The organism is Gallaecimonas aegicerasi, assembly GCF_045291545.1.
GTDB lineage: Bacteria > Pseudomonadota > Gammaproteobacteria > Enterobacterales > Gallaecimonadaceae > Gallaecimonas.
Genome location: NZ_CP149514.1, coordinates 1,290,773 through 1,310,490 on the forward strand (window position 1 = coordinate 1,290,773; position 19,718 = coordinate 1,310,490).

14 protein-coding genes are annotated in these 19,718 nt (G+C 55.5%); 12 read left to right on the forward strand and 2 right to left on the reverse strand.

From position 1 onward, the window contains the following. Window positions 1–6 precede the first annotated feature (6 nt). Window positions 7–2,538 carry an MlaD family protein gene (locus tag WDB70_RS06390; protein ID WP_406667737.1) on the reverse strand — a complete coding sequence of 844 codons (2,532 nt, stop codon included), beginning with the start codon at window positions 2,536–2,538 and terminating at the stop codon, window positions 7–9. Next, complete coding sequence (locus tag WDB70_RS06395) at window positions 2,507–3,709, reverse strand: PqiA/YebS family transporter subunit (protein WP_406667739.1); 1,203 nt, start codon at window positions 3,707–3,709, stop codon at window positions 2,507–2,509. The genes WDB70_RS06390 and WDB70_RS06395 overlap by 32 nt, the downstream gene beginning before the upstream one ends. Before the next feature lie 134 nt (window positions 3,710–3,843). Here WDB70_RS06395 and prpB point away from each other — a divergent pair, with 134 nt between their 5' ends. The 12 genes from prpB (at window position 3,844) to WDB70_RS06455 (ending at window position 19,564) form a co-directional block, all read left to right on the forward strand. Continuing rightward, the gene (gene prpB / locus WDB70_RS06400; protein ID WP_406667741.1) at window positions 3,844–4,716 is read left to right on the forward strand and encodes a methylisocitrate lyase; all 873 of its coding nucleotides are present in this window, start codon (window positions 3,844–3,846) and stop codon (window positions 4,714–4,716) included. Between the two features lie 14 nt (window positions 4,717–4,730). After that, window positions 4,731–5,855: a 2-methylcitrate synthase gene (prpC, locus tag WDB70_RS06405; protein WP_406667743.1), complete on the forward strand. Its 1,125-nt coding sequence runs from the start codon at window positions 4,731–4,733 to the stop codon at window positions 5,853–5,855. A gap of 56 nt (window positions 5,856–5,911) precedes the next feature. Then, entirely contained in the window at window positions 5,912–8,509 is a 2,598-nt protein-coding gene (acnD, locus tag WDB70_RS06410) for a Fe/S-dependent 2-methylisocitrate dehydratase AcnD (RefSeq protein ID WP_406667745.1), read from the forward strand. Between the two features lie 44 nt (window positions 8,510–8,553). Beyond that, window positions 8,554–9,726, forward strand: coding sequence for a 2-methylaconitate cis-trans isomerase PrpF (gene prpF / locus WDB70_RS06415; protein WP_406667747.1), 1,173 nt, complete (start codon window positions 8,554–8,556; stop codon window positions 9,724–9,726). Window positions 9,727–9,794: 68 nt separating this feature from the next. Further along, window positions 9,795–10,463: an SIMPL domain-containing protein gene (locus WDB70_RS06420; RefSeq protein WP_406667749.1), complete on the forward strand. Its 669-nt coding sequence runs from the start codon at window positions 9,795–9,797 to the stop codon at window positions 10,461–10,463. A 140-nt stretch (window positions 10,464–10,603) separates the two neighbouring features. Beyond that, window positions 10,604–11,071: a GAF domain-containing protein gene (locus tag WDB70_RS06425; RefSeq protein ID WP_406667751.1), complete on the forward strand. Its 468-nt coding sequence runs from the start codon at window positions 10,604–10,606 to the stop codon at window positions 11,069–11,071. 68 nt (window positions 11,072–11,139) lie between these two features. Further along, window positions 11,140–11,754: an RNA chaperone ProQ gene (gene proQ, locus WDB70_RS06430; RefSeq protein ID WP_406667753.1), complete on the forward strand. Its 615-nt coding sequence runs from the start codon at window positions 11,140–11,142 to the stop codon at window positions 11,752–11,754. A gap of 3 nt (window positions 11,755–11,757) precedes the next feature. Beyond that, on the forward strand, window positions 11,758–13,782 hold the full coding sequence (gene prc / locus WDB70_RS06435; RefSeq protein ID WP_406667755.1) for a carboxy terminal-processing peptidase: 2,025 nt from the start codon (window positions 11,758–11,760) through the stop codon (window positions 13,780–13,782). 106 nt (window positions 13,783–13,888) lie between these two features. Beyond that, complete coding sequence (locus tag WDB70_RS06440; RefSeq protein WP_406667757.1) at window positions 13,889–15,265, forward strand: sodium-dependent transporter; 1,377 nt, start codon at window positions 13,889–13,891, stop codon at window positions 15,263–15,265. A 54-nt stretch (window positions 15,266–15,319) separates the two neighbouring features. After that, window positions 15,320–16,771 (forward strand): Na+/H+ antiporter NhaC, encoded by a 1,452-nt coding sequence (gene nhaC / locus WDB70_RS06445; RefSeq protein ID WP_406667759.1) that lies wholly within the window; start codon window positions 15,320–15,322, stop codon window positions 16,769–16,771. A 41-nt stretch (window positions 16,772–16,812) separates the two neighbouring features. After that, window positions 16,813–19,311 (forward strand): aminopeptidase N, encoded by a 2,499-nt coding sequence (gene pepN, locus WDB70_RS06450; protein ID WP_406667761.1) that lies wholly within the window; start codon window positions 16,813–16,815, stop codon window positions 19,309–19,311. Between the two features lie 34 nt (window positions 19,312–19,345). Further along, window positions 19,346–19,564: a DUF2835 family protein gene (locus WDB70_RS06455; protein WP_406667763.1), complete on the forward strand. Its 219-nt coding sequence runs from the start codon at window positions 19,346–19,348 to the stop codon at window positions 19,562–19,564. Window positions 19,565–19,718: the final 154 nt, after the last annotated feature.

Below are 19,718 nucleotides of genomic sequence, written 5' to 3' on the forward strand. Positions count from 1 at the left end.
CTCAGATTATTGTGGCGAAGGGGCTTGTGGCTGCCACTGCTGCCAGCCGTCCGGTGCTGACGCTTGCAACGGCAGCGGGCCATCTAGGGTATGGCCGCCGGGGCGGGTGGCAAATTGGATGCCGCCTTGCGCCATGCTGCTAAGCGAACCGCTTTTGACCGTCAGGCCAGAGAACAGGCCAAAATTGGCCTGAAAACCCGATTTTATCCAGAAGGTACTGTGGCTGGTAACCCAGCGGGCCGCCTGTTCATTAATGGCCAGCGTGAGCGACACGCCGCCACCGTCAGGGGTGATCTTGATGGCCTGTATTTCCCCGACCGGCAGATCCCGATACCACACCGGCGAGCCGACACTGAGGTCGCCGGCAACAGCGGCGGTGAGCGTGAACTGATGATGCGGGTAGGGGGTTTTGGCCAGGACAAAGCGTTGCTGCTTCGGCACTTTTTTGCCGATCACCGGCTGCACAGCAATGTAGCTGCCGAGCAGGGCATCCAGATGGCTGACGCCGCTAAGAGAAATATTCGGGGTGATCAGCCTAAAGCGGCTGCCTTTACGAGCAAAGCGGCTAGTCATGCCCGGCTTGAACTGCAAGCTCAAAATGCGCTGCTTGGCTTGATCGCTAATGTGGCTGACATGGCCGACTTGTGCGCCGAGGAATTTTACCGCCATACCGATTTGTGCTTCGGTGCCAGCTGGCACACTCAGCTGTACCGGCGGCTCGGTATTCAAAGCCGCCTGCTGTGAGGCATATAACGGCAGTTGCTTAGCCAACTGCGGGCGGCTGCTGGTGTGGGTGTCGACAATCATGATGGCGCCACCGGCCAGGGTTTTCAGATCCGGTACGGTAACCTTCACACCCTGTAATGATGCATCCACGGCCATCGCTGGCTGGAAATAAAAGCGCATGCCGCGGCGTAACTGGAAGCTGTTATTCAGGTTAATGGCAATATCGGCCTGTTGACCTTTGCTTGTCAGGGTGCTGCTAATGACCTCCCCAACCTGGAAGCCGTGCCACCGTACCGGCGCACCTTTTGGCAGTGCCCGAGGGGGAGAGGCTGTTAAGGTCAGCAAATGGTGCTCAGAGGCCGGTTTGGGGTCGAGGGTAAAGCGAGCCCCGTAACTGGCCGCTTGCCCTTTGCCAGGCACCATGCGTACCGCGCCTTGCCACCAGTCCTTGACGCTGCTGGTGTTGACCTTGATGCCATCGAGACTGGCATCCACCGCTACGGGGTGGCTGGAATAGAAATGGGTCTGTTGGGTGACCAGGGTACGGTACTGGCTGTTAATGGAGACATTGGCAATGGCTTGATGGTCTTCCAGTTCCGAGTAAATCACTTCGCCAACTGTAAAGCCTTTGTACTGAACAGGGGTGCCGTCGGCCAGCTTCTGGTCGCTGGCGATTTGCACATAAAGTTCGCTATCGTTAGCGCTGGGGATGGGTGGGTTGTCATGTAAAACATGCCGACCATCTACACCGCTGAGCAAACGAATGTAGTGGGGGTGTAAAAGTGTCTGCACCTGAAAGTTCTTTAAGCTGCGTTCGGCTATCCAGGCATAGAAAGGGTCTATGGGTTTTTCGGTAAAGCCGACCAGAACACCGCTGTCATTGCTGTTAATGACTTCACCAATAACATGCTGGCGCGCAATAACCGGTGTCCCCTGAGGCAGGTAGTGACCACCTCCAGGTACGTTGAGGTGTACCTGGTAGCTGAAACGGTGCGCCTTATCCAAGACAAAACGCTGGCCATAACGGGCCTTGGGAGAGTCATCCGGAGAATCCATGACCAGCCCACCGGTGAGCATTGGCACCAACCCCTGGCTTTCCACTTTGATACCCGACAAACTGGCTTTTACCTTCAGCCCTGAGACATCCTGAAAGCGGCTATCCCGTTTGACCAGATCGGCGTAGTTCTCATGGAAGGTGAGCTGCAATATTACCGCCCCAGCGGCTTTATCAAGCCGGTAACTGTGCACTTCCCCGACGGGCACGTGGCGGTAATAAACCGGTGAGCCTTCACTGAGAGAACCCAGGTCGTGCAGGGCCAGTTCAACCATAAAGACACCATCCGGTACCGGCTCCGGCGGTGGTGTACGCCGGGCGACAAAGTGCCGGCTAGGGTCGCCTTTACCGGGCAGCATAGCGATGTAGTTACCGGAAATCAGGGTGTCAAGCCCCGACACGCCCAGCAGGCTGGCTTTGGGCTTGACCAGCCAGAATTGGGTCTTGGTCTTGAGTAGTGGTTCAAGATCCCGCATGGCATTGATGTGCGCTGTAAACTGACCGGTCTTGGCATTGAAGCTGAGATGGCTGACCACCCCGACCTTAAAGCCCTGATAGCGCAGTTCCGTTTTGCCCGGCACCAGGCCCTTGGCCTCCGGGAAAACCAGCGTCAGAGCCAGACCACGCTCGAGAAACTGCTGATAAACCAGGTAACTGGCCAAGGCCAGAGCCAGCACCGGTACCACCCATACCAGCGACAACCGCCGCACTTTGCGAACATTGGGTTTACCCAGCTTTTTGACGGCGGTTTCTTTCATCTTGTATCCATAGCCAACGGGTATCGAAACGGCGGGCCGCAAACATGGTTAGAAGTACCACCATGGCAAAAGGCGTGGCTGCCGGGCCAACCCGGAATTGAGACAGAAGTCCTTGATCAACAAGGGTAACCATAATGGCGATAACAAAAATATCCAACATCGACCAGCGGCCGATGAAGTTTACCACCCGATACAGCTGTTGAGCCCGTCGGGGGCTGAACTGCTGGCGTTGGGACTGCACTAAGATGGTGCCCAGCATCAGGATTTTACCCACCGGCACCACAATGGAGGCAACAAAAACGATAACGGCGATACTCGGGCTGCCATTTTTGGCCAGGGTGATCACGCCTGAAAAAATGGTGTCAGAGCCGGTTGCGCCAAAATGGGTGGTGTAAGACATGGCCAGTACATTGGCAGGGATCAGTAAAATGACGGACGCTACCAACAGGCTCCAGCATAGCCGCTTGCCGCTGACCGGACGGCTTTCCAGCCACTGCTGGCAGCGCCAACAGCGGTGAGCTCCCGCCGCGTTCAGGCCATGGCAGCGCGGGCAAGCACGCAACCCGGTTACCGCCGTCGGCGGCTGACTGGCGATGCGTTGCCACAGCACCGCCGGGCGGATCCCCTGGATCAGCGCTGCCATGGCTAACTGGCCCAACACCAATGCCAGAATACCGCTTCGAAAGTGCAAATCGCCGATATCAGCCAGTTTCACCATGGAAACGCACAGGCCCACCAGCAGAATGTCGAGCATGCACCATTCACGTAGTTCCCCTAACGCCACCATACTTTGGCGGCGCATATAGCCGTCCGGCGCGAACAGCACAACCAGCAACAAGATAGCCAACAGGCAGGGCACAACCAGCGCGGTGAGAAAAACCAGCATGGATGGGAGCCACTGGCCTTCCTGGGCCAGCTTGATGATCCCGCCAAGCAAGGTGGCTTCGTTATTAATACCCACCACGGAAAACCCTAATAACGGCAACACCAACAGGCTCAGGCTGGCCGTCAGTAGTACCAACGCCAGGGCTGTTAGCCAGCGGGTGGCAAGGGGGGAACCATCAGCAATAGGGGCGCCACAACGGGGGCACCAGGCGCGCTGGCTAAGATCCAGCACACAACCTTGCATGTGCAGTTGGCAATGGGGGCAAACCAGTTGGGCGTCTGACATAAGCAGCCAGGTGATTAGCAGGGCTTTACTATAGCGATGCCATGCCATCGGCTCAACTGGCTTAGCTGCAAGTTGACGTTTACGTAAACCGGCTTTAGGCTTGAGGGCCACCGAAAAAATCTGTGAGGTTCGTCATGTCCCAGGGACGCCGTTTTCGTGAGTTAGTTGCCTCTGAACAGCCGCTGCAAATCGCCGGCACTATCAATGCCTATATGGCCAAAATGGCTGAGGCTTCTGGCTTTAAGGCGCTCTACCTGTCTGGCGCCGGCGTTGCCAACGCGTCCTTTGGCTTGCCGGATCTGGCCATTACCACCATGAATGACGTGGTTACCGACGCTGAGCGTATTACCGGTGCTACCGATCTGCCGCTGCTGGTCGACATTGATGTGGGCTGGGGCGGGGCATTCAATATTGCTCGTACCGTTCAATCCATGGAACGCGCTGGTGTGGCGGCGGTGCACATGGAAGATCAGGTGAGCCAGAAGCGCTGTGGCCATCGCCCGAATAAAGAAATTGTTACCGTCACGGAAATGCAAGATCGCATCAAAGCGGCTGTTGATGCCCGCCGCGACGACAACTTTGTGATCATGGCGCGCACCGATGCCCTGGCTGTTGAAGGTCTTGATAGTGCCGTGGAACGGGCCGCCGCCTACGTGGAAGCCGGTGCCGACATGATCTTCGCCGAGGCCATGACCGACTTAGCTCATTACGATCGCATGAAAGCGGCGGTCAAGGTGCCGGTACTGGCCAACATGACCGAGTTTGGTAAAACCGAGCTGTACCATAAAGACCAACTGGCCAAGCACGGTGTCGACATGGTGTTGTATCCGCTGTCAGCCTTCCGTGCCGCCAATGCTGCGGCCTTGAAAGTGTTTCAGGCCATTTTGCAAGACGGCCATCAGAACGCCGTGGTTGACAGTATGCAAACCCGTGCCGAGCTGTACGAGTTTCTTAACTATCACCGCTTTGAAGAAAAACTCGACGCCCTGTTCAGTCAGAAAAAGTAAAAGGAATATACCCTATGGTTGATAAAGCATTGAGTGGTGCCGGCCTGCGTGGCCAGGTTGCCGGTGTAACCAGTATCTGTACTGTCGGTACGGCCGGCAATGGCCTGCATTACCGCGGTTACGACATTGAAACCCTGGCAGAAAAAGCCAGTTTTGAAGAAGTGGCTTACCTGCTGCTGCGCGGTGAATTACCTACGGCCACTGAGCTGGCTGAGTATAAAACCCGCCTCAAATCCATGCGTAAGCTGCCCGCGCCGCTGTGTGAAGTGCTCGAACGAGTCCCGGCTGACGCGCATCCAATGGATGTCATGCGTACCGGCTGCTCGATGCTCGGTAACCTCGAGCAAGAAGGCGACTTTGCCAACGAGATGACCGTGGCTGATCGGCTGTTGGCTACCTTGCCGGGCATCATCAACTACTGGTATCGCTTCAGCCATGACGGCGTTCGCATCGACACTGACAGCGACAGCGACTCCATTGGCGGCCACTTCCTGCATCTGCTGCACGGTAAGGCGCCGTCAGCACTGCATGAAAAAGTGATGAATGTGTCACTTATCCTTTACGCAGAGCACGAATTCAATGCCTCGACCTTCACTGCGCGGGTCTGTGCATCAACACTGTCAGACATGCATTCTTGCGTTACGGGGGCTATCGGTTCCTTGCGTGGCCCGCTTCATGGTGGCGCCAACGAAATGGCCATGGCCATGATTGAGCCTTGGCAAAGTGAAGAACAGGCCCGTGAGCAGCTGGCCGCAATGCTGGCCCGCAAAGACAAAATCATGGGCTTTGGTCACGCCATTTATCGTACCAAAGATCCGCGCAACGCCATTATCAAACAGTGGTCGAAAAAACTGGCTGAAGAATTCGGTGACGACACCTTGTACCGGGTTTCAGAGGCCACCGAGCAGTTCATGTGGGACGAAAAGAAACTGTTCCCCAATGCGGACTTTTTCCATGCCAGTGCCTATCACTACATGGGCATTCCCACCAAGTTGTTTACGCCCATCTTTGTTTGTTCCCGTGTCTCGGGTTGGACTGCGCACATCATGGAACAGCGGGCCAACAACCGCATCATCCGCCCCAGCGCCGAATACACCGGCCCAGAGCCGCGTGAATTTACTGCCATCGAGCAGCGCTAAAAGGTGAGTGGGGGCGCAACGCGCCCCCTGTTTTTTCCCCTACGGAATGTCGGCTTATGAATACCCAATACCGCAAGCCCCTGCCGGGCACCAATTTACAGTTTTTCGATACCCGGGCGGCAGTTGACGCCATTCGCCCGGGTGCTTACGACAGCCTGCCTTATACCTCACGGATCCTGGCTGAAAACCTGGTCCGACGCTGTGACCCCGAGCAACTGACCGCCGCGCTGAGCCAGCTGGTGGAGCGCAAACGGGATCTGGATTTCCCCTGGTTTCCGGCGCGGGTGGTTTGTCATGACATCCTTGGCCAGACGGCACTGGTGGATCTGGCCGGCCTGCGTGATGCCATTGCTGAACAGGGCGGCGACCCGGCGAAAGTGAACCCGGTGGTGCCGACACAGCTGATTGTCGACCATTCCCTGGCGGTGGAACATGCCGGCTTTGAAAAGGATGCCTTTGAGAAAAACCGCGCTATTGAAGAGCGCCGTAACGAAGATCGCTTCCACTTCATCAACTGGACCAAAACCGCCTTTGAAAATGTTGATGTGATCCCGCCGGGGAACGGCATCATGCACCAGATCAATCTCGAGAAAATGTCGCCGGTGGTACAGGTGCGTGACGGTGTGGCTTTCCCCGATACCTGTGTTGGTACTGACAGCCACACGCCGATGGTTGATGCCCTGGGAGTGATTTCCGTTGGCGTGGGCGGCCTGGAAGCCGAAAGCGTGATGCTCGGTCGGGCTTCTTACATGCGCCTGCCGGATATTGTCGGTGTGGAACTGAGCGGCCAGCTCAAACCGGGCATTACCGGTACTGATCTGGTACTGGCGTTGACCGAGTTCTTGCGCAAAGAACGGGTTGTCGGCGCTTATCTGGAATTTTTTGGCGACGGTGCCCGGCGCCTGAGTGTCGGTGACCGTGCCACTATCTCCAATATGACCCCGGAATACGGCGCCACTGCCGCCATGTTCTCCATTGATGAACAGACCATTGATTACCTGCGTCTGACCGGCCGTGAAGACGAGCAGGTCAAACTGGTGGAGCACTTTGCCAAAACAACGGGCCTGTGGTCTGACAGTCTCGACAAGGTGGAGTACGAGCGAGTACTGCGCTTTGATATGAGTCAGGTTGAACGTACCCTGGCTGGCCCGTCCAACCCCCATGCCCGTTTGCCGGTGTCGGAACTCGCCCAGCGCGGTATCGCCGGTGCCTGGAGTGAAGAGCCGGGTAAAATGCCCGATGGCGCCGTGATCATCGCTGCCATTACCAGTTGTACCAATACCTCTAACCCGCGCAACATGGTGGCCGCTGGCCTGATTGCCCGCAACGCCAATCGTCTTGGCCTGCTGCGTAAGCCTTGGGTTAAAACGTCACTGGCCCCCGGCTCGAAAACGGTCAAGATGTATCTTGAAGAAGCTAATCTGCTGCCAGAGTTGGAGCAACTGGGCTTTGGTGTGGTGGCCTACGCCTGTACCACCTGTAATGGCATGAGTGGTGCCCTGGACCCGGCCATTCAGCAGGAGATCATTGACCGCGATCTGTTCAGTACCGCCGTACTCAGTGGTAACCGTAATTTTGATGGCCGTATTCACCCCTATGCCAAACAGGCGTTTTTGGCATCGCCACCGCTGGTGGTGGCTTACGCCATTGCCGGCACCATCCGCTTTGACATAGAAAAAGATGTATTGGGTTATGACCAGCAAGGTCAGCCGGTGACCTTAAAAGACATTTGGCCCGATGACGCAGAAATCGATGCCATCGTCGCCAAGGCGGTGAAGCCGGAGCAATTTCATCAGGTATACGACCCCATGTTTGCGCTCAAGGTGGACTTTGGCGAGCAGGGACAACCGCTTTATGACTGGCGGCCACAAAGCACCTACATTCGCCGCCCACCTTACTGGGAAGGGGCCTTGGCAGCCAAACCAGTATTAGCCGGGATGCGGCCGCTGGCAGTGCTGGGTGACAACATCACCACTGACCATTTATCGCCGTCCAATGCCATTTTGCCCACCAGTGCAGCCGGTGAGTACCTGGCCAAGATGGGCCTGCCGGAAGAGGACTTTAACTCTTACGCCACCCACCGCGGCGATCACCTGACAGCGCAGCGCGCTACCTTCGCTAACCCGAAGTTGCTCAATGAAATGGTGCGGGATGATAACGGCGAGGTGAAGCAGGGTTCACTGGCGCGTATCGAACCGGAAGGGAAGGTGACCCGGATGTGGGAAGCCATCGAAACCTACATGAACCGTAAACAGCCGCTGTGCATTATTGCCGGTGCCGATTATGGTCAGGGCTCGTCTCGCGATTGGGCGGCCAAAGGGGTACGACTGGCCGGGGTTGAGGCCATTGTTGCTGAAGGGTTTGAACGTATCCATCGTACTAACCTGGTCGGCATGGGCGTATTGCCGCTGGAGTTTATGGCCGGTACTACCCGTAAAACCCTGGCCATTGACGGCACGGAAACCTTTGATGTGCAGGGAACACCGGCAGCGGGCGCCACCTTAACCTTGGTTATTCATCGCCAAGATGGGGAGTCTGTAACAGTGCCGGTGCGTTGCCGTCTCGACACCGAGGAAGAAGTGCGTATCTACAGCGCCGGTGGTGTGTTACAACGCTTCGCCAAAGATTTTCTGGAAGCCGAAGCGGCCAGTTAAAAGCTAAAGGCGGCGCACAGCGCCGCTTTTTTTGGAGTGAAACAATGGCAAACCTTCCACAAATTCGTATTCCTGCGACCTACATGCGTGGTGGCACCTCTAAAGGGGTGTTTTTCAATCTCAGCGACTTGCCGGAACGCGCGCGCAGCGCTGGCCCGGCCAGAGATGCGTTACTGTTACGGGTCATTGGCAGCCCAGATCCCTACGCTAAACAGACTGACGGCATGGGTGGCGCCACATCATCGACATCCAAAGCCGTGATCCTGTCGAAAAGTACTGAACCGGGTCATGACGTTGACTACCTGTTTGGCCAAGTCGCCATTGACCGTCCCTTTGTCGACTGGAGTGGCAACTGCGGCAACCTGACGGCGGCGGTGGGGGCTTTTGCTATCAGCCAGGGGCTGGTGGCAGCGGTGCCCGCCAACGGTATCGCCACAGTACGGATCTGGCAGGTTAATACGCAAAAAACCATTATTGCCCGTATTCCGATGACCGATGGCCATGTTCAGGAAACCGGTGATTTTGAACTCGATGGCGTGACCTTTCCGGCAGCGGAAGTCGAGATTGAGTTTGTTGACCCGGCAGCCGGGGATGGGGCCTTATTCCCTACCGGCAATACTGTCGACACTCTTGAAGTGCCCGGTGTTGGTAGCCTGTCGGCGACCCTGATCAACGCCGGTATTCCCACCATTTTTGTCAATGCCGCCGATATTGGTTACACCGGTACCGAGCTGCAGGGCGACATCAACAGTGACGAGCAAGCACTGGCGAAGTTTGAGCTGATCCGGGCCTATGGCGCCGTCAGGATGGGGCTGATTGAGCATGTTGATGATGCCGCCGGCCGCCAGCATACGCCAAAAGTGGCTTTTGTGGCGCCGCCAGCTGCCTATCGCGCTTCCAGCGGTAAGCTGATTGGCGCCGAGGATATCGACCTGCTGGTGCGGGCCATGTCCATGGGTAAGCTGCACCACGCCATGATGGGGACAGCGGCGGTGGCGATTGCTACCGCTGCGGTGATCCCAGGTACGCTGGTGAATCAGGCGGCTGCAGGGCAGGTCAGTGGTTCAGTACGCTTTGGCCATCCTTCCGGCACCTTGAAAGTGGGCGCCCAAGCCAGTGCACAGGGCGGCCAATGGCAAGTGTCGGGTGTCACCATGAGCCGCAGTGCCCGGGTTCTCATGGAAGGCTGGGTGCGGGTTCCGCAAGACAGCTTTTGAGCAATGTTCAGGGTTGTGTCAGTGAGTGTTGCCATACTCAATCGTAGCTTGATAAAGAAGGAATTTTTATGAAACTGCCCATTGCTGTAATGCCACTGTTGTTATTGCTGGCCAGCCCGCTCAGCCAGGCGGCAGAACGTTATATTACCGTGCAAGGTGAAGCTCAGCAGCAGGTCGAACCGGACAGGGTAGTGGTACCGGTGACTTTCAGTGCCGAAGGCGACAATGTCGTGACCTTGCAAAAACAGGTGGAACAGCAGGCCCGGCGCTTTCTGGCCGGGCTGCAGCGGCTGGGCATTGCCGATAAGGCGATTAACGGTTCAGCCTTTCAGATCTTCCCGCGCTACGTCAAAGGCCAGCAGCAAGGCAGCCGGGTTCAGCAACAGTATGAAGTTCACATCGAGGGTTTTGCCCGTTACCCGAAGGTGTTGAGCTTGGCCACTGCCAGTGGTGCCAGCAATATCGGCCGTGCCAGTTTACGCTATTCCAATGAGCAGGCGCTGTATCAAAAAGTACTGGCTTTGGCGCTCGGCAATGCCCGGCAAAAAGCGCAGAGCCTAGCGGCGGCCGGCAATGTCCAATTAGGCCACCTGCTGGACGTCGAGGAGCAAGGCAGTTACCAGCCACCGGTGCTGATGATGCAGGCAAAAGCAATGCAAAGCAGTGCACCGGTACAACGGCCTGGGGAAATCAAGGTAAGTGCCACCATCAAAGCCCGTTTTGCTATTGATGACTGAGCGATTGTTTGATTTTTGTGCAAACGCAGTGCTGCTGGCAGGCCGGAGCCGCGCTTTGGCCTTGCAGCACTGGACAGTGCTGCCACCCTTACGTTATACCGTCAGCTTCTACTAATGCTGCATAGGTTGTCACAGCACGTATGACCGACAAGGCTGAATTTTACGCCGACCTGACCCGCATGGCGCAGGCTATCACCGCTGATGAACCCGATCTTATTGCCAACCTGGCAAATATCAGTGCGTTGTTGAATGAACACCTCGACAATATCAACTGGGTGGGTTTTTACCTGCTGCAGGGCCAGACTCTGGTGCTGGGACCTTTTCAGGGTAAGGTTGCCTGTGTGCGCATTGCAGTAGGTCAGGGGGTCTGTGGCAATGCCGTGGCAGCAAACCGCACCTTGCGGGTTGCCGATGTACATGAGTTTGACGGCCATATTGCCTGCGACAGTGCCTCTGAATCTGAGATTGTCATCCCGCTACGCCTTGGTAATGATGTCATTGGTGTGTTGGATATTGATGCACCCATTAAAAACCGCTTTGACGAAGCCGACCAGCAAGGTCTGGAGGCCCTGGTAGCCATGCTCAGCCAAAGCCTGGCTGGCCATTAACCGGCACAACCCGATACAATCACCCGCTATATGCGCGCCGGGTGCGTACGACAGTGAAAGGAAAAAACATGGAACACAGCGACAGCGCTGAAAAGCTGAGTGACACAAAAGCAGTACTGGCCTTTCTGGCTGACAGCTTTCCAGCCTGCTTCTCTCTGAAGGGTGAAGCCAAGCCTCTGAAAGTCGGTATATTTCAGGACCTGGCAGAACGCCTGGCCGAGGAGCCGCGAGTATCAAAAACCCAGCTGCGCGTGGCCATGCGCCACTACACCAATGCCTGGCGTTATCTGCGCTCAGTCAAGGCGGGGGCTCAGCGGGTCGACTTGGATGGTAATGCCATTGCCGAGATCACCGACAGTGAAGCGGAACATGCCTTGACTACCTTGCGTGAGTCGATGAAAAAGGCCGGCAAAGATCCTGATGCAAAACCTTACAAAAAACCGGCAGATAAAACGGCCAGTAAAGGTCGTAAAAACGTTAGGGTTAATAAAGCAAAAGGTCAGGCGCCACGGCTTGATGTCAGCACTTTGAAAGTGGGTGATGCAGTTCGTGTGGTCGGCGGCCAGCGGCCTTTGCCGGGTAACGTTGTTGCTGTTGACAAGGATTCTGTACAGGTACAACTGATGACCGGTATGGTCATGCACGTTAAGGGCGAACATTTGATCGCCGCAAAAGGGGAATAACGCATGCTGAAGGTGATTCGCGCTGCTGCTCTGGCTGGCGCTCTGGTATCGACGCTTAGCTACGCAGCAGAACCGGCACAGCCCATAACGGCATTGCCGAAGCTGGCGCCGGAGGCTCAGCATGCTACGGCCGCCAAGCGCATCACCGCGTTATTGCGTCGTTCCCATTACAAGCGCTTTGCTCTGGATAACAAGATGGCCGAGGCCATTTTGGCGCGTTACATCAAGAGCTTGGATTACAACCGCAGTATCTTCCTGCAAAGCGACATTGATGCTTTTAATCAGTATCAGCATGATATTGACGATGACCTCATTACCGGTAAAACCGATTTCGCTTATCAGATTTATCAGGTGGCATTGAAACGCCGCTATCAGCGTTTTGCTTATGCCCTGTCACTGCTTGATAAGCCGATGGATTTTACCCTCAAGCAGTCTTACACCTATGACCGCACCAAGGCTCCCTGGGCCAAAAGCGAAGATGAGCTTAATGCTATCTGGCATGATCGGGTTAAATATGACGCGCTGAACCTCAGTCTGGCCGGCAAGACCTGGCCTGAGATCAAAAAGACCCTGACCCAGCGTTATAACAATGCCATTCGCCGCCTGACTCAGGCACAAAGTGAAGATGTTTTCTCACAGCTGATGAATGCCTTCACGCTGAGCATCGACCCTCATACCAATTATCTGTCGCCCCGTAATGCTGAGCGCTTCCAAATGGAAATGAACTTGGAGCTGGAAGGCATCGGTGCGGTGTTGCAGTCCATTGATGATTACACTGTGATTGCTTCACTGGTGCCAGGGGGCCCGGCGGATAAATCCGGGCAGCTGAAAAAGGAAGATAAAATCATCGGTGTCGCTCAGGGAGATAAACCCTTTACCGATATCGTCGGCATGCGTCTGGATGACGTGGTTGAGCTTATCAAGGGCAAAAAGGGCACAGAGGTACGGCTGCAGGTATTGCCGGGCGGAAAAGTCGGTGCCAAACCTAAAATTGTGACGCTGGTTCGTGACAAAATCCGCCTTGAGGACCGTGCCGCCAAGGGCGAGGTCTACACCATCCCTTATGGCGAGTATAAAGGCCAGACGGTGGGTGTTATTAACGTGCCAAGCTTCTATATGGGGCTGTCCAAAGACGTTGAAAAAGAGCTGGCCAAACTGAAGAAGAAGAACGTCAGCACCATCATCATGGATCTGCGCGGTGACGGTGGCGGGGCCTTGAATGAAGCCACGGATCTGAGCGGCTTGTTCATTGATTCCGGCCCTGTGGTACAGGTACGTACTGCCAATGGTCGAGTCAGCGAAGAAGAAGACACCGATGGCAAAACCAGCTACGACGGCCCATTGGTAGTGCTGGTTGACCGTTATTCCGCTTCCGCCTCAGAAATCTTTGCTGCGGCCATGCAGGATTATGGCCGGGCGCTGATTGTGGGCCAGAACACCTATGGTAAAGGGACTGTTCAGCAGCATCGCAGCCTTGGTCGGCTCTATGATCTGTTCAGTAAGCCTCTGGGCCACATTACTTACACCATTGCCAAGTTCTATCGTGTCAATGGCGGTAGCACTCAGCGCAAAGGGGTCTCGCCAGATGTGACGCTGCCGGCAGAAATTGACGCCAGCAAGGTGGGTGAGAGCACCGAAGATAATGCCCTGGCATGGGACAAAATTGCCCCGGCCCATTATCAGGCTCTGGGCATGGTTAATCATGTTGCGGAACTGACGAAACTGCATCAGCAGCGGCTGAAAACCGACAGTCGTTATGCCTATGTGCTGGCGGATATTGCCGATTATGAGCAGCACAAGGATGACAAGAGCATTTCGCTTAATAAAGCCAGCCGTGAAAAAGAGCGTGAAGACAACGATGCCAAGCGGCTGGCCCGCATTAACAGCTGGGCCAAGTATGAAGGCAAGCCACCGTTCAAAAGCCTGGACGATGTCGCCAAGGACTTCAAACTGCCTGACGTGGAGCTAGCCGAGGCAGCAAGAATTGCCCTGGATTACGCCAAGCTCGACCAGTTGGCCAAAAAATGAGACAAGGCCCCGTTACCGGGGCCTTTTTTCGTTGTTAAGCCTTTGGTAGTGTCTTTAATCTGCAAATAACCAAAATACCCAAATAACAATAAATAAGGACACGCCAATGCAACAGCAAGGCGCCGAAGGCGGCAAGACAAGGTGGTCTGGCCGACTGGCATATATTCTGGCAGCAACCGGTGCTGCTGTGGGGCTGGGGAATATCTGGAAATTTCCCTATATCACCGGTGAGAACGGCGGCGGCGCCTTCGTGCTGGTGTATTTGATTTGTATTCTTTTTATCGGTATCCCGGTGATGATGGCGGAGGTGTCATTCGGTAAGTTTGGCCGCCATACCCCAGGTAAATCAGTCAGTGAAGTGGCTACGGCCTCTGGCCGACCACGCTGGTGGGGGTTTATCGGCTGGATGGGGGTACTGTCTGGCTATTTGATCCTGTCTTTTTATGTGGTGATCACCGGTTGGGCGCTGGCTTATATCTTTAAAGCGGCCAGCGGGGCTTTTGGCAGTGGTGACCCACAGCATATCGTCACCACCTTCAAAGCGCTGGAAGCCGACGTACCGCAGCTGATCGCTTGGACCAGTGCCGTCATTCTGGCCACCGTACTGGTGATCGGTAAGGGCGTAAAAGGCGGGCTGGAAAAAGCGGTGTCGACGCTGATGCCCATCCTCTTCTTACTGCTGGTTGGACTGGCCATTTATTCGGCGAAAATCGGCGACTTTGGCGCGGCGTTACATTTCATGTTTGACCCGGATTTCTCCAAGCTCACCATCAATGGTGTGGTGGTGGCTCTTGGCCATTCCTTCTTCACCTTGAGTCTGGCTTCCGGGATCATGATCATGTACGGCGCCTACTTGCCAGAAGGGGTGTCCATTGCCCGCAGTTCACTGTGGATTGCCTTTTTTGACACTCTGGTAGCGCTGATCGCCGGCATGGTTATTTACCCCATTGTCTTTGCTAACCACTTGGCGCCGGGGGCGGGCCCAGGGCTAATTTTCCAAACCCTGCCCATTGCCTTTGGACAGATGCCCGGTGGCCAACTGGTTGGGGCACTGTTCTTTATCATGCTGGTGTTTGCCGCCTTTACTTCCGCTTTGGCGTTGATCGAATCGTCAGTTGCCTGGCTGGTGGAACGCCGTGGCATGAGCCGCTGGCATGCTGCTTTTGCGGCTGGCTTTGGGATCTGGTTGTTATCTCTGGGCACCATTGCCTCGGTGGCAGGCCTGCCAATCAGTATCTTCCATACCCCCTGGGGGGAAGTGCACTTCTTTGGCATGCTCGATTACCTGACGGCGAATTTGCTACTGCCCATCGGTGGCTTGTTTATTGCGCTATTTGCTGGCTGGATAGCCAAGAAAAAGCTGTTGGCCGATATGATAGACTCGCCGACTGTATTTCGGCTCTGGCACCCGGTGATCCGTTACCTGGCGCCGTTGGCCATCCTGTTGGTATTTCTACAGCTGGTGGGCATTATCCACCTGTAAGCACAGACGTTGTTATGGAAGCCGGCCCTGGGCCGGCTTCCTTGTGAGGACTGCATGACAAAGGACATTAAAGCGCCATCGCTTTTAGATGCGCTGATCCCGGTAGCAATGCTGATCGGCCTGCTGGCTGCATCGGTGACGCTGTTTAAAGACGACTCTTCCTACGGCCCCAATCAGATAGCTTTGCTGTTGTCCGCCTGTGTGGCGGCCATTATCGCTATCAAAAATGGCCACAGCTGGCTGGAAATCGAGAAAGGCATCATTAAAGGCATCAGTATTTCCCTTGGGGCAGTACTGATTTTGCTGGCAGTAGGTGCTTTGATTGGCACCTGGTTATTGGCTGGCACCGTGCCGAGCCTGATTTACCTCGGCCTGAAACTGCTCAACCCGAATCTCTTCTATGCGGCGGCCTGCTTGATTTGCGCCATTGTTTCACTGTCCATTGGCTCTAGCTGGACCACCGCGGCCACCATTGGTGTGGCTTTGATGGGTGTGGCTAACGGCTTGGGGTTGTCACCGGCAATTACTGCCGGCGCTGTGGTTTCGGGTGCTTATTTTGGTGACAAGATTTCCCCGCTGTCAGAGACCACCAACCTGGCGCCGGCGGTGGCTGGCTCTGAGTTGTTTGCCCATATCCGTCATATGCTGTGGACCACAGTGCCTTCTTTTACCCTGGCGTTGATCCTGTTTCTGGTGATGGGCTTGGATATTCATGGCCAGGCCTCGTCACAGCGAATTGACGCCATCCTCACCGGCCTTGAAGGCACCTTTGATATTTCCATTTGGCACCTGACGCCTCTGGCGGTGTTGCTGATCATGGCGGTGCGTAAAATGCCGGCTTTTCCAGCGGTGTTTATCGGTGCCTTGCTCGGCGGTGTCTGGGCATTAGTGTTTCAGCAGCCGCTGGTAGCCAAGCTGGCCGGCAGTGATAGCCTGGTGGCGGGGCTGAAACTGTTCTGGACCGCGCTTTTTAACGGCGTCAGCATCAAAACCGGTAACGGCACCCTCGACAGCCTGTTATCGGGTGGCGGCATGTCATCGATGCTCAATACTGTCTGGCTGATCATGTGCGCCATGTCGTTTGGGGCGGTGATGGAACGCACTGGCCTGTTGCAGCGCTTGATCCAAGGATTGCTGGGGGCTGTCAAACGTACCGGCTCTTTGATTGCGGCGACAGTGGCAACCTGTATTGGCTCTAATATCCTTACCGCCGATCAGTATATGGCGATCGTGATGCCGGGGCGGATGTACAAAGAAGAATTTGAGCGGCGTAAGCTGGCGCCGGTGAATCTTTCCCGCGCTTTGGAAGACGGTGGTACAATCACCTCGCCGCTGGTGCCTTGGAATACCTGCGGCGCTTACATGCACTCGGTATTGCTGGTGTCCCCAGCTGATTACTTCATCTACGCCTTTTTCAATTTAATCAACCCCTTACTGGCTATTATCTACGCCTACCTGGGGATCAAAATTCTCAAACTGACGCCGCCGGCATCAGTACGTACATGACGTTAAAGCCCGGGTAGCCGGGCTTTTGTTAAGGAGACGGCATGGCTCAAAAGCCTGTAAAGCGCCTGGCTGACTACCAGGCTCCGGTATTTCTCACTGACACACTGTCACTGACCGTTGAACTGGATGATCATCACACCAAAGTAACCGCTGTCAGCCAGCTGCGCCGACAGGGGCAGGGCACGGAATTGCGGCTGGACGGTGAGCATCTGAAGTTACTGGCACTGGAAGTCGACGGCAAAGCCGTTGAGCCGCGTTTTGATGCCGGCCAGCTGGTGCTGGATATTGACGCAGATAGCGCTGAGCTGACGGTCATCACCGAAATTGACCCTGCGGCCAACACCGCTCTGGAAGGTCTGTATAAATCCGGTGGTGCTTTTTGCACGCAATGTGAAGCCGAAGGCTTCCGCCGCATCACCTATTTCCAGGATCGCCCCGATGTACTGGCTGTTTATACCACCAAGGTGATCGGTGATAAGCAGCGTTACCCGCAACTGCTCTCCAACGGCAATCTCATTGACAGTGGCGATCTGGACGGTGGCCGCCATTTTGCCACCTGGCACGACCCTTTTCCCAAGCCTTGCTACCTGTTTGCCCTGGTGGCCGGTGACTTTGACTGCCTGAGCGATCATTACATCACGGCCAGTGGCCGTGATGTATTGCTGGAAATATACGTTGATAAAGGCCGTCGCCTGCAAGCCACTCACGCCATGGCTAGCCTCAAGGCCTCTATGCAGTGGGATGAAGAAAACTACGGCCTGGAATACGACCTGGACCGCTACATGATTGTCGCGGTGGACTTCTTCAACATGGGTGCCATGGAAAACAAAGGCCTGAATCTGTTTAACGCCAAGTACGTCCTGGCTGACGACGATACGGCCACCGACCGTGACTACGACAATATTGCCCGCATTATTGCCCACGAATACTTTCACAACTGGACCGGTAACCGGGTCACCTGCCGGGACTGGTTCCAGCTCAGCCTCAAAGAAGGCCTGACGGTGTTTCGTGATCAGCAGTTCAGTGCCGACTGGGCGGGCTCTTCGGCAACCCGGATCAGTGAAGCACGTATCATCAAGTCGATGCAGTTTGCTGAAGACAGTGGCCCCATGTCGCACCCCATCCGCCCGCAAGAAGTGGTGGAGATGAACAACTTCTACACCGTTACCGTGTACAACAAAGGTGCCGAAGTGATCCGCATGCTCAATGGCATGTTGGGTAAAGCCGGGTTCAGAAAAGGCATGGATCTGTACTTTCAGCGCCATGACGGCCAGGCCGTCACCTGCGACGATTTTGTCGATGCCATGGCCGATGCCAATGGGCAGGATCTCGGTGCCTTTAAGGGGTGGTACAGCCAGTCCGGTACGCCGGTGGTGACAGTGCGTGAGCACTGGCAAGGCAATCACTACAGCCTGACATTGTCACAACAAACCCCGCCAACGGCTGACCAAAAAGACAAACAGCCGTTACCACTGCCGTTTGCTATCGAGTTACTGGGCCATGGCAAGCAGACCCTGACCCTGGACAGTGCCGAGCAGCATTTCGAACTGGGTGAGTTTTCCGAAAAACCGGTGCTGGCACCATTGTGTGGCTTCTCGGCGCCGGTAAAAATCGACTTTGCGCAAGCCCATCAGGAGCTGGCGCTGTTAATGGAACAGGCCAGCGACGGTTACGTGCGGGTTGATGCCGCCGAGCGGCTGTTGAAAACGCTGGTGGCGGCTTGGTTACAGGGAGAGGAACATCAGGCCCAGGATCTGTGGCTCAGCGCCTTGCACCGTATTGCCCAAAAACCGATGACCGACGCTTTCCTGGAAAGCGAGTTGTTCATGGTGCCCAGCATTGCCACCATGAGTAACTGGTTTGACAGCATCGATCTTGATGGCCTGGTCAGCGCCCGCAAGCGGCTGCGTAGTGCCGTGCAGCGGCAATTGTTCGATGTGCTGCATAACCGCTATATGCTGGTGCGGGAAATGCAGGAAAAAGGTGCCCGGGCGCTGGCCGACAGCTTACTGTCGCTGCTGGCTGAAACCATGCCTCATGAAGTAGCTCGCCGTTACCACGAAGCCCATAACATGACTGAACGGGAAGGGGCACTCACCGCTGCGGTAGTGGGAGACATCAAAGATGTGAACACGCTACTGGCTGATTTTGCCGAACGTTTTGGCGACAACCCCATTGTTATGGACAAGTGGTTTGCCTTGCAGGGACGCCGTCCGGGGGCGCTGAAGCGCTTTGACGAAGTCACTGCCGTGGCGGCCTTTGACTGGAACAACCCGAACCGTTTCCGCTCCCTGTTTGGCAGTTTCATCAGTGCCAATCCGGATTGCCACACCACGGCCGGCTATGCGTGGCTGGCTGACACCCTGGCCCGGCTTGATGGTATCAATCCGCAGGTGACCTCGCGGATCATGGGGCCATTACTGCAGTGGCGCCGCTATGATGAAAAACGCCAGACTCAGCTCAAAGCGTTACTTGAAGGGCTGCATCAGCAGTCACTGTCAGATGATGTTACTGAGCTTTTAGACAAGGCCCTGGCCTGATAAGAGGAGAACCCGCCTTCGGGCGGGTTTTTTGATGCGACACTTTCATTTTTTCCTTGATATTCACTACAGCGAGCTACAGGTGCTGTATCAGCAGCCTGGTCAGCGCCTACTGGTGCGTACCGAGGAAGGTAAGAGCCTCTCTATTCCCTTTCGCTATTTTCGCCCCTGGGTAACCCCTTCTGGCCTGCAAGGCCATTTCTGTGTGCAGCTGGATGATCAACAGCACATTACTGCCATTCGCAAAAGTTAAATAACTGGTAACAGATTGTTGCCACAGGTATGACCTGTTATTATTTTGTGCTGATAGTAACAGTGGCTCACATCACTAAATTGGCTTTTTTTCAACCATTTGATGCCTTCCATGCTTGCCGCACGAGTAGGTGTGTTGTAAAGGTGTTAAAAAT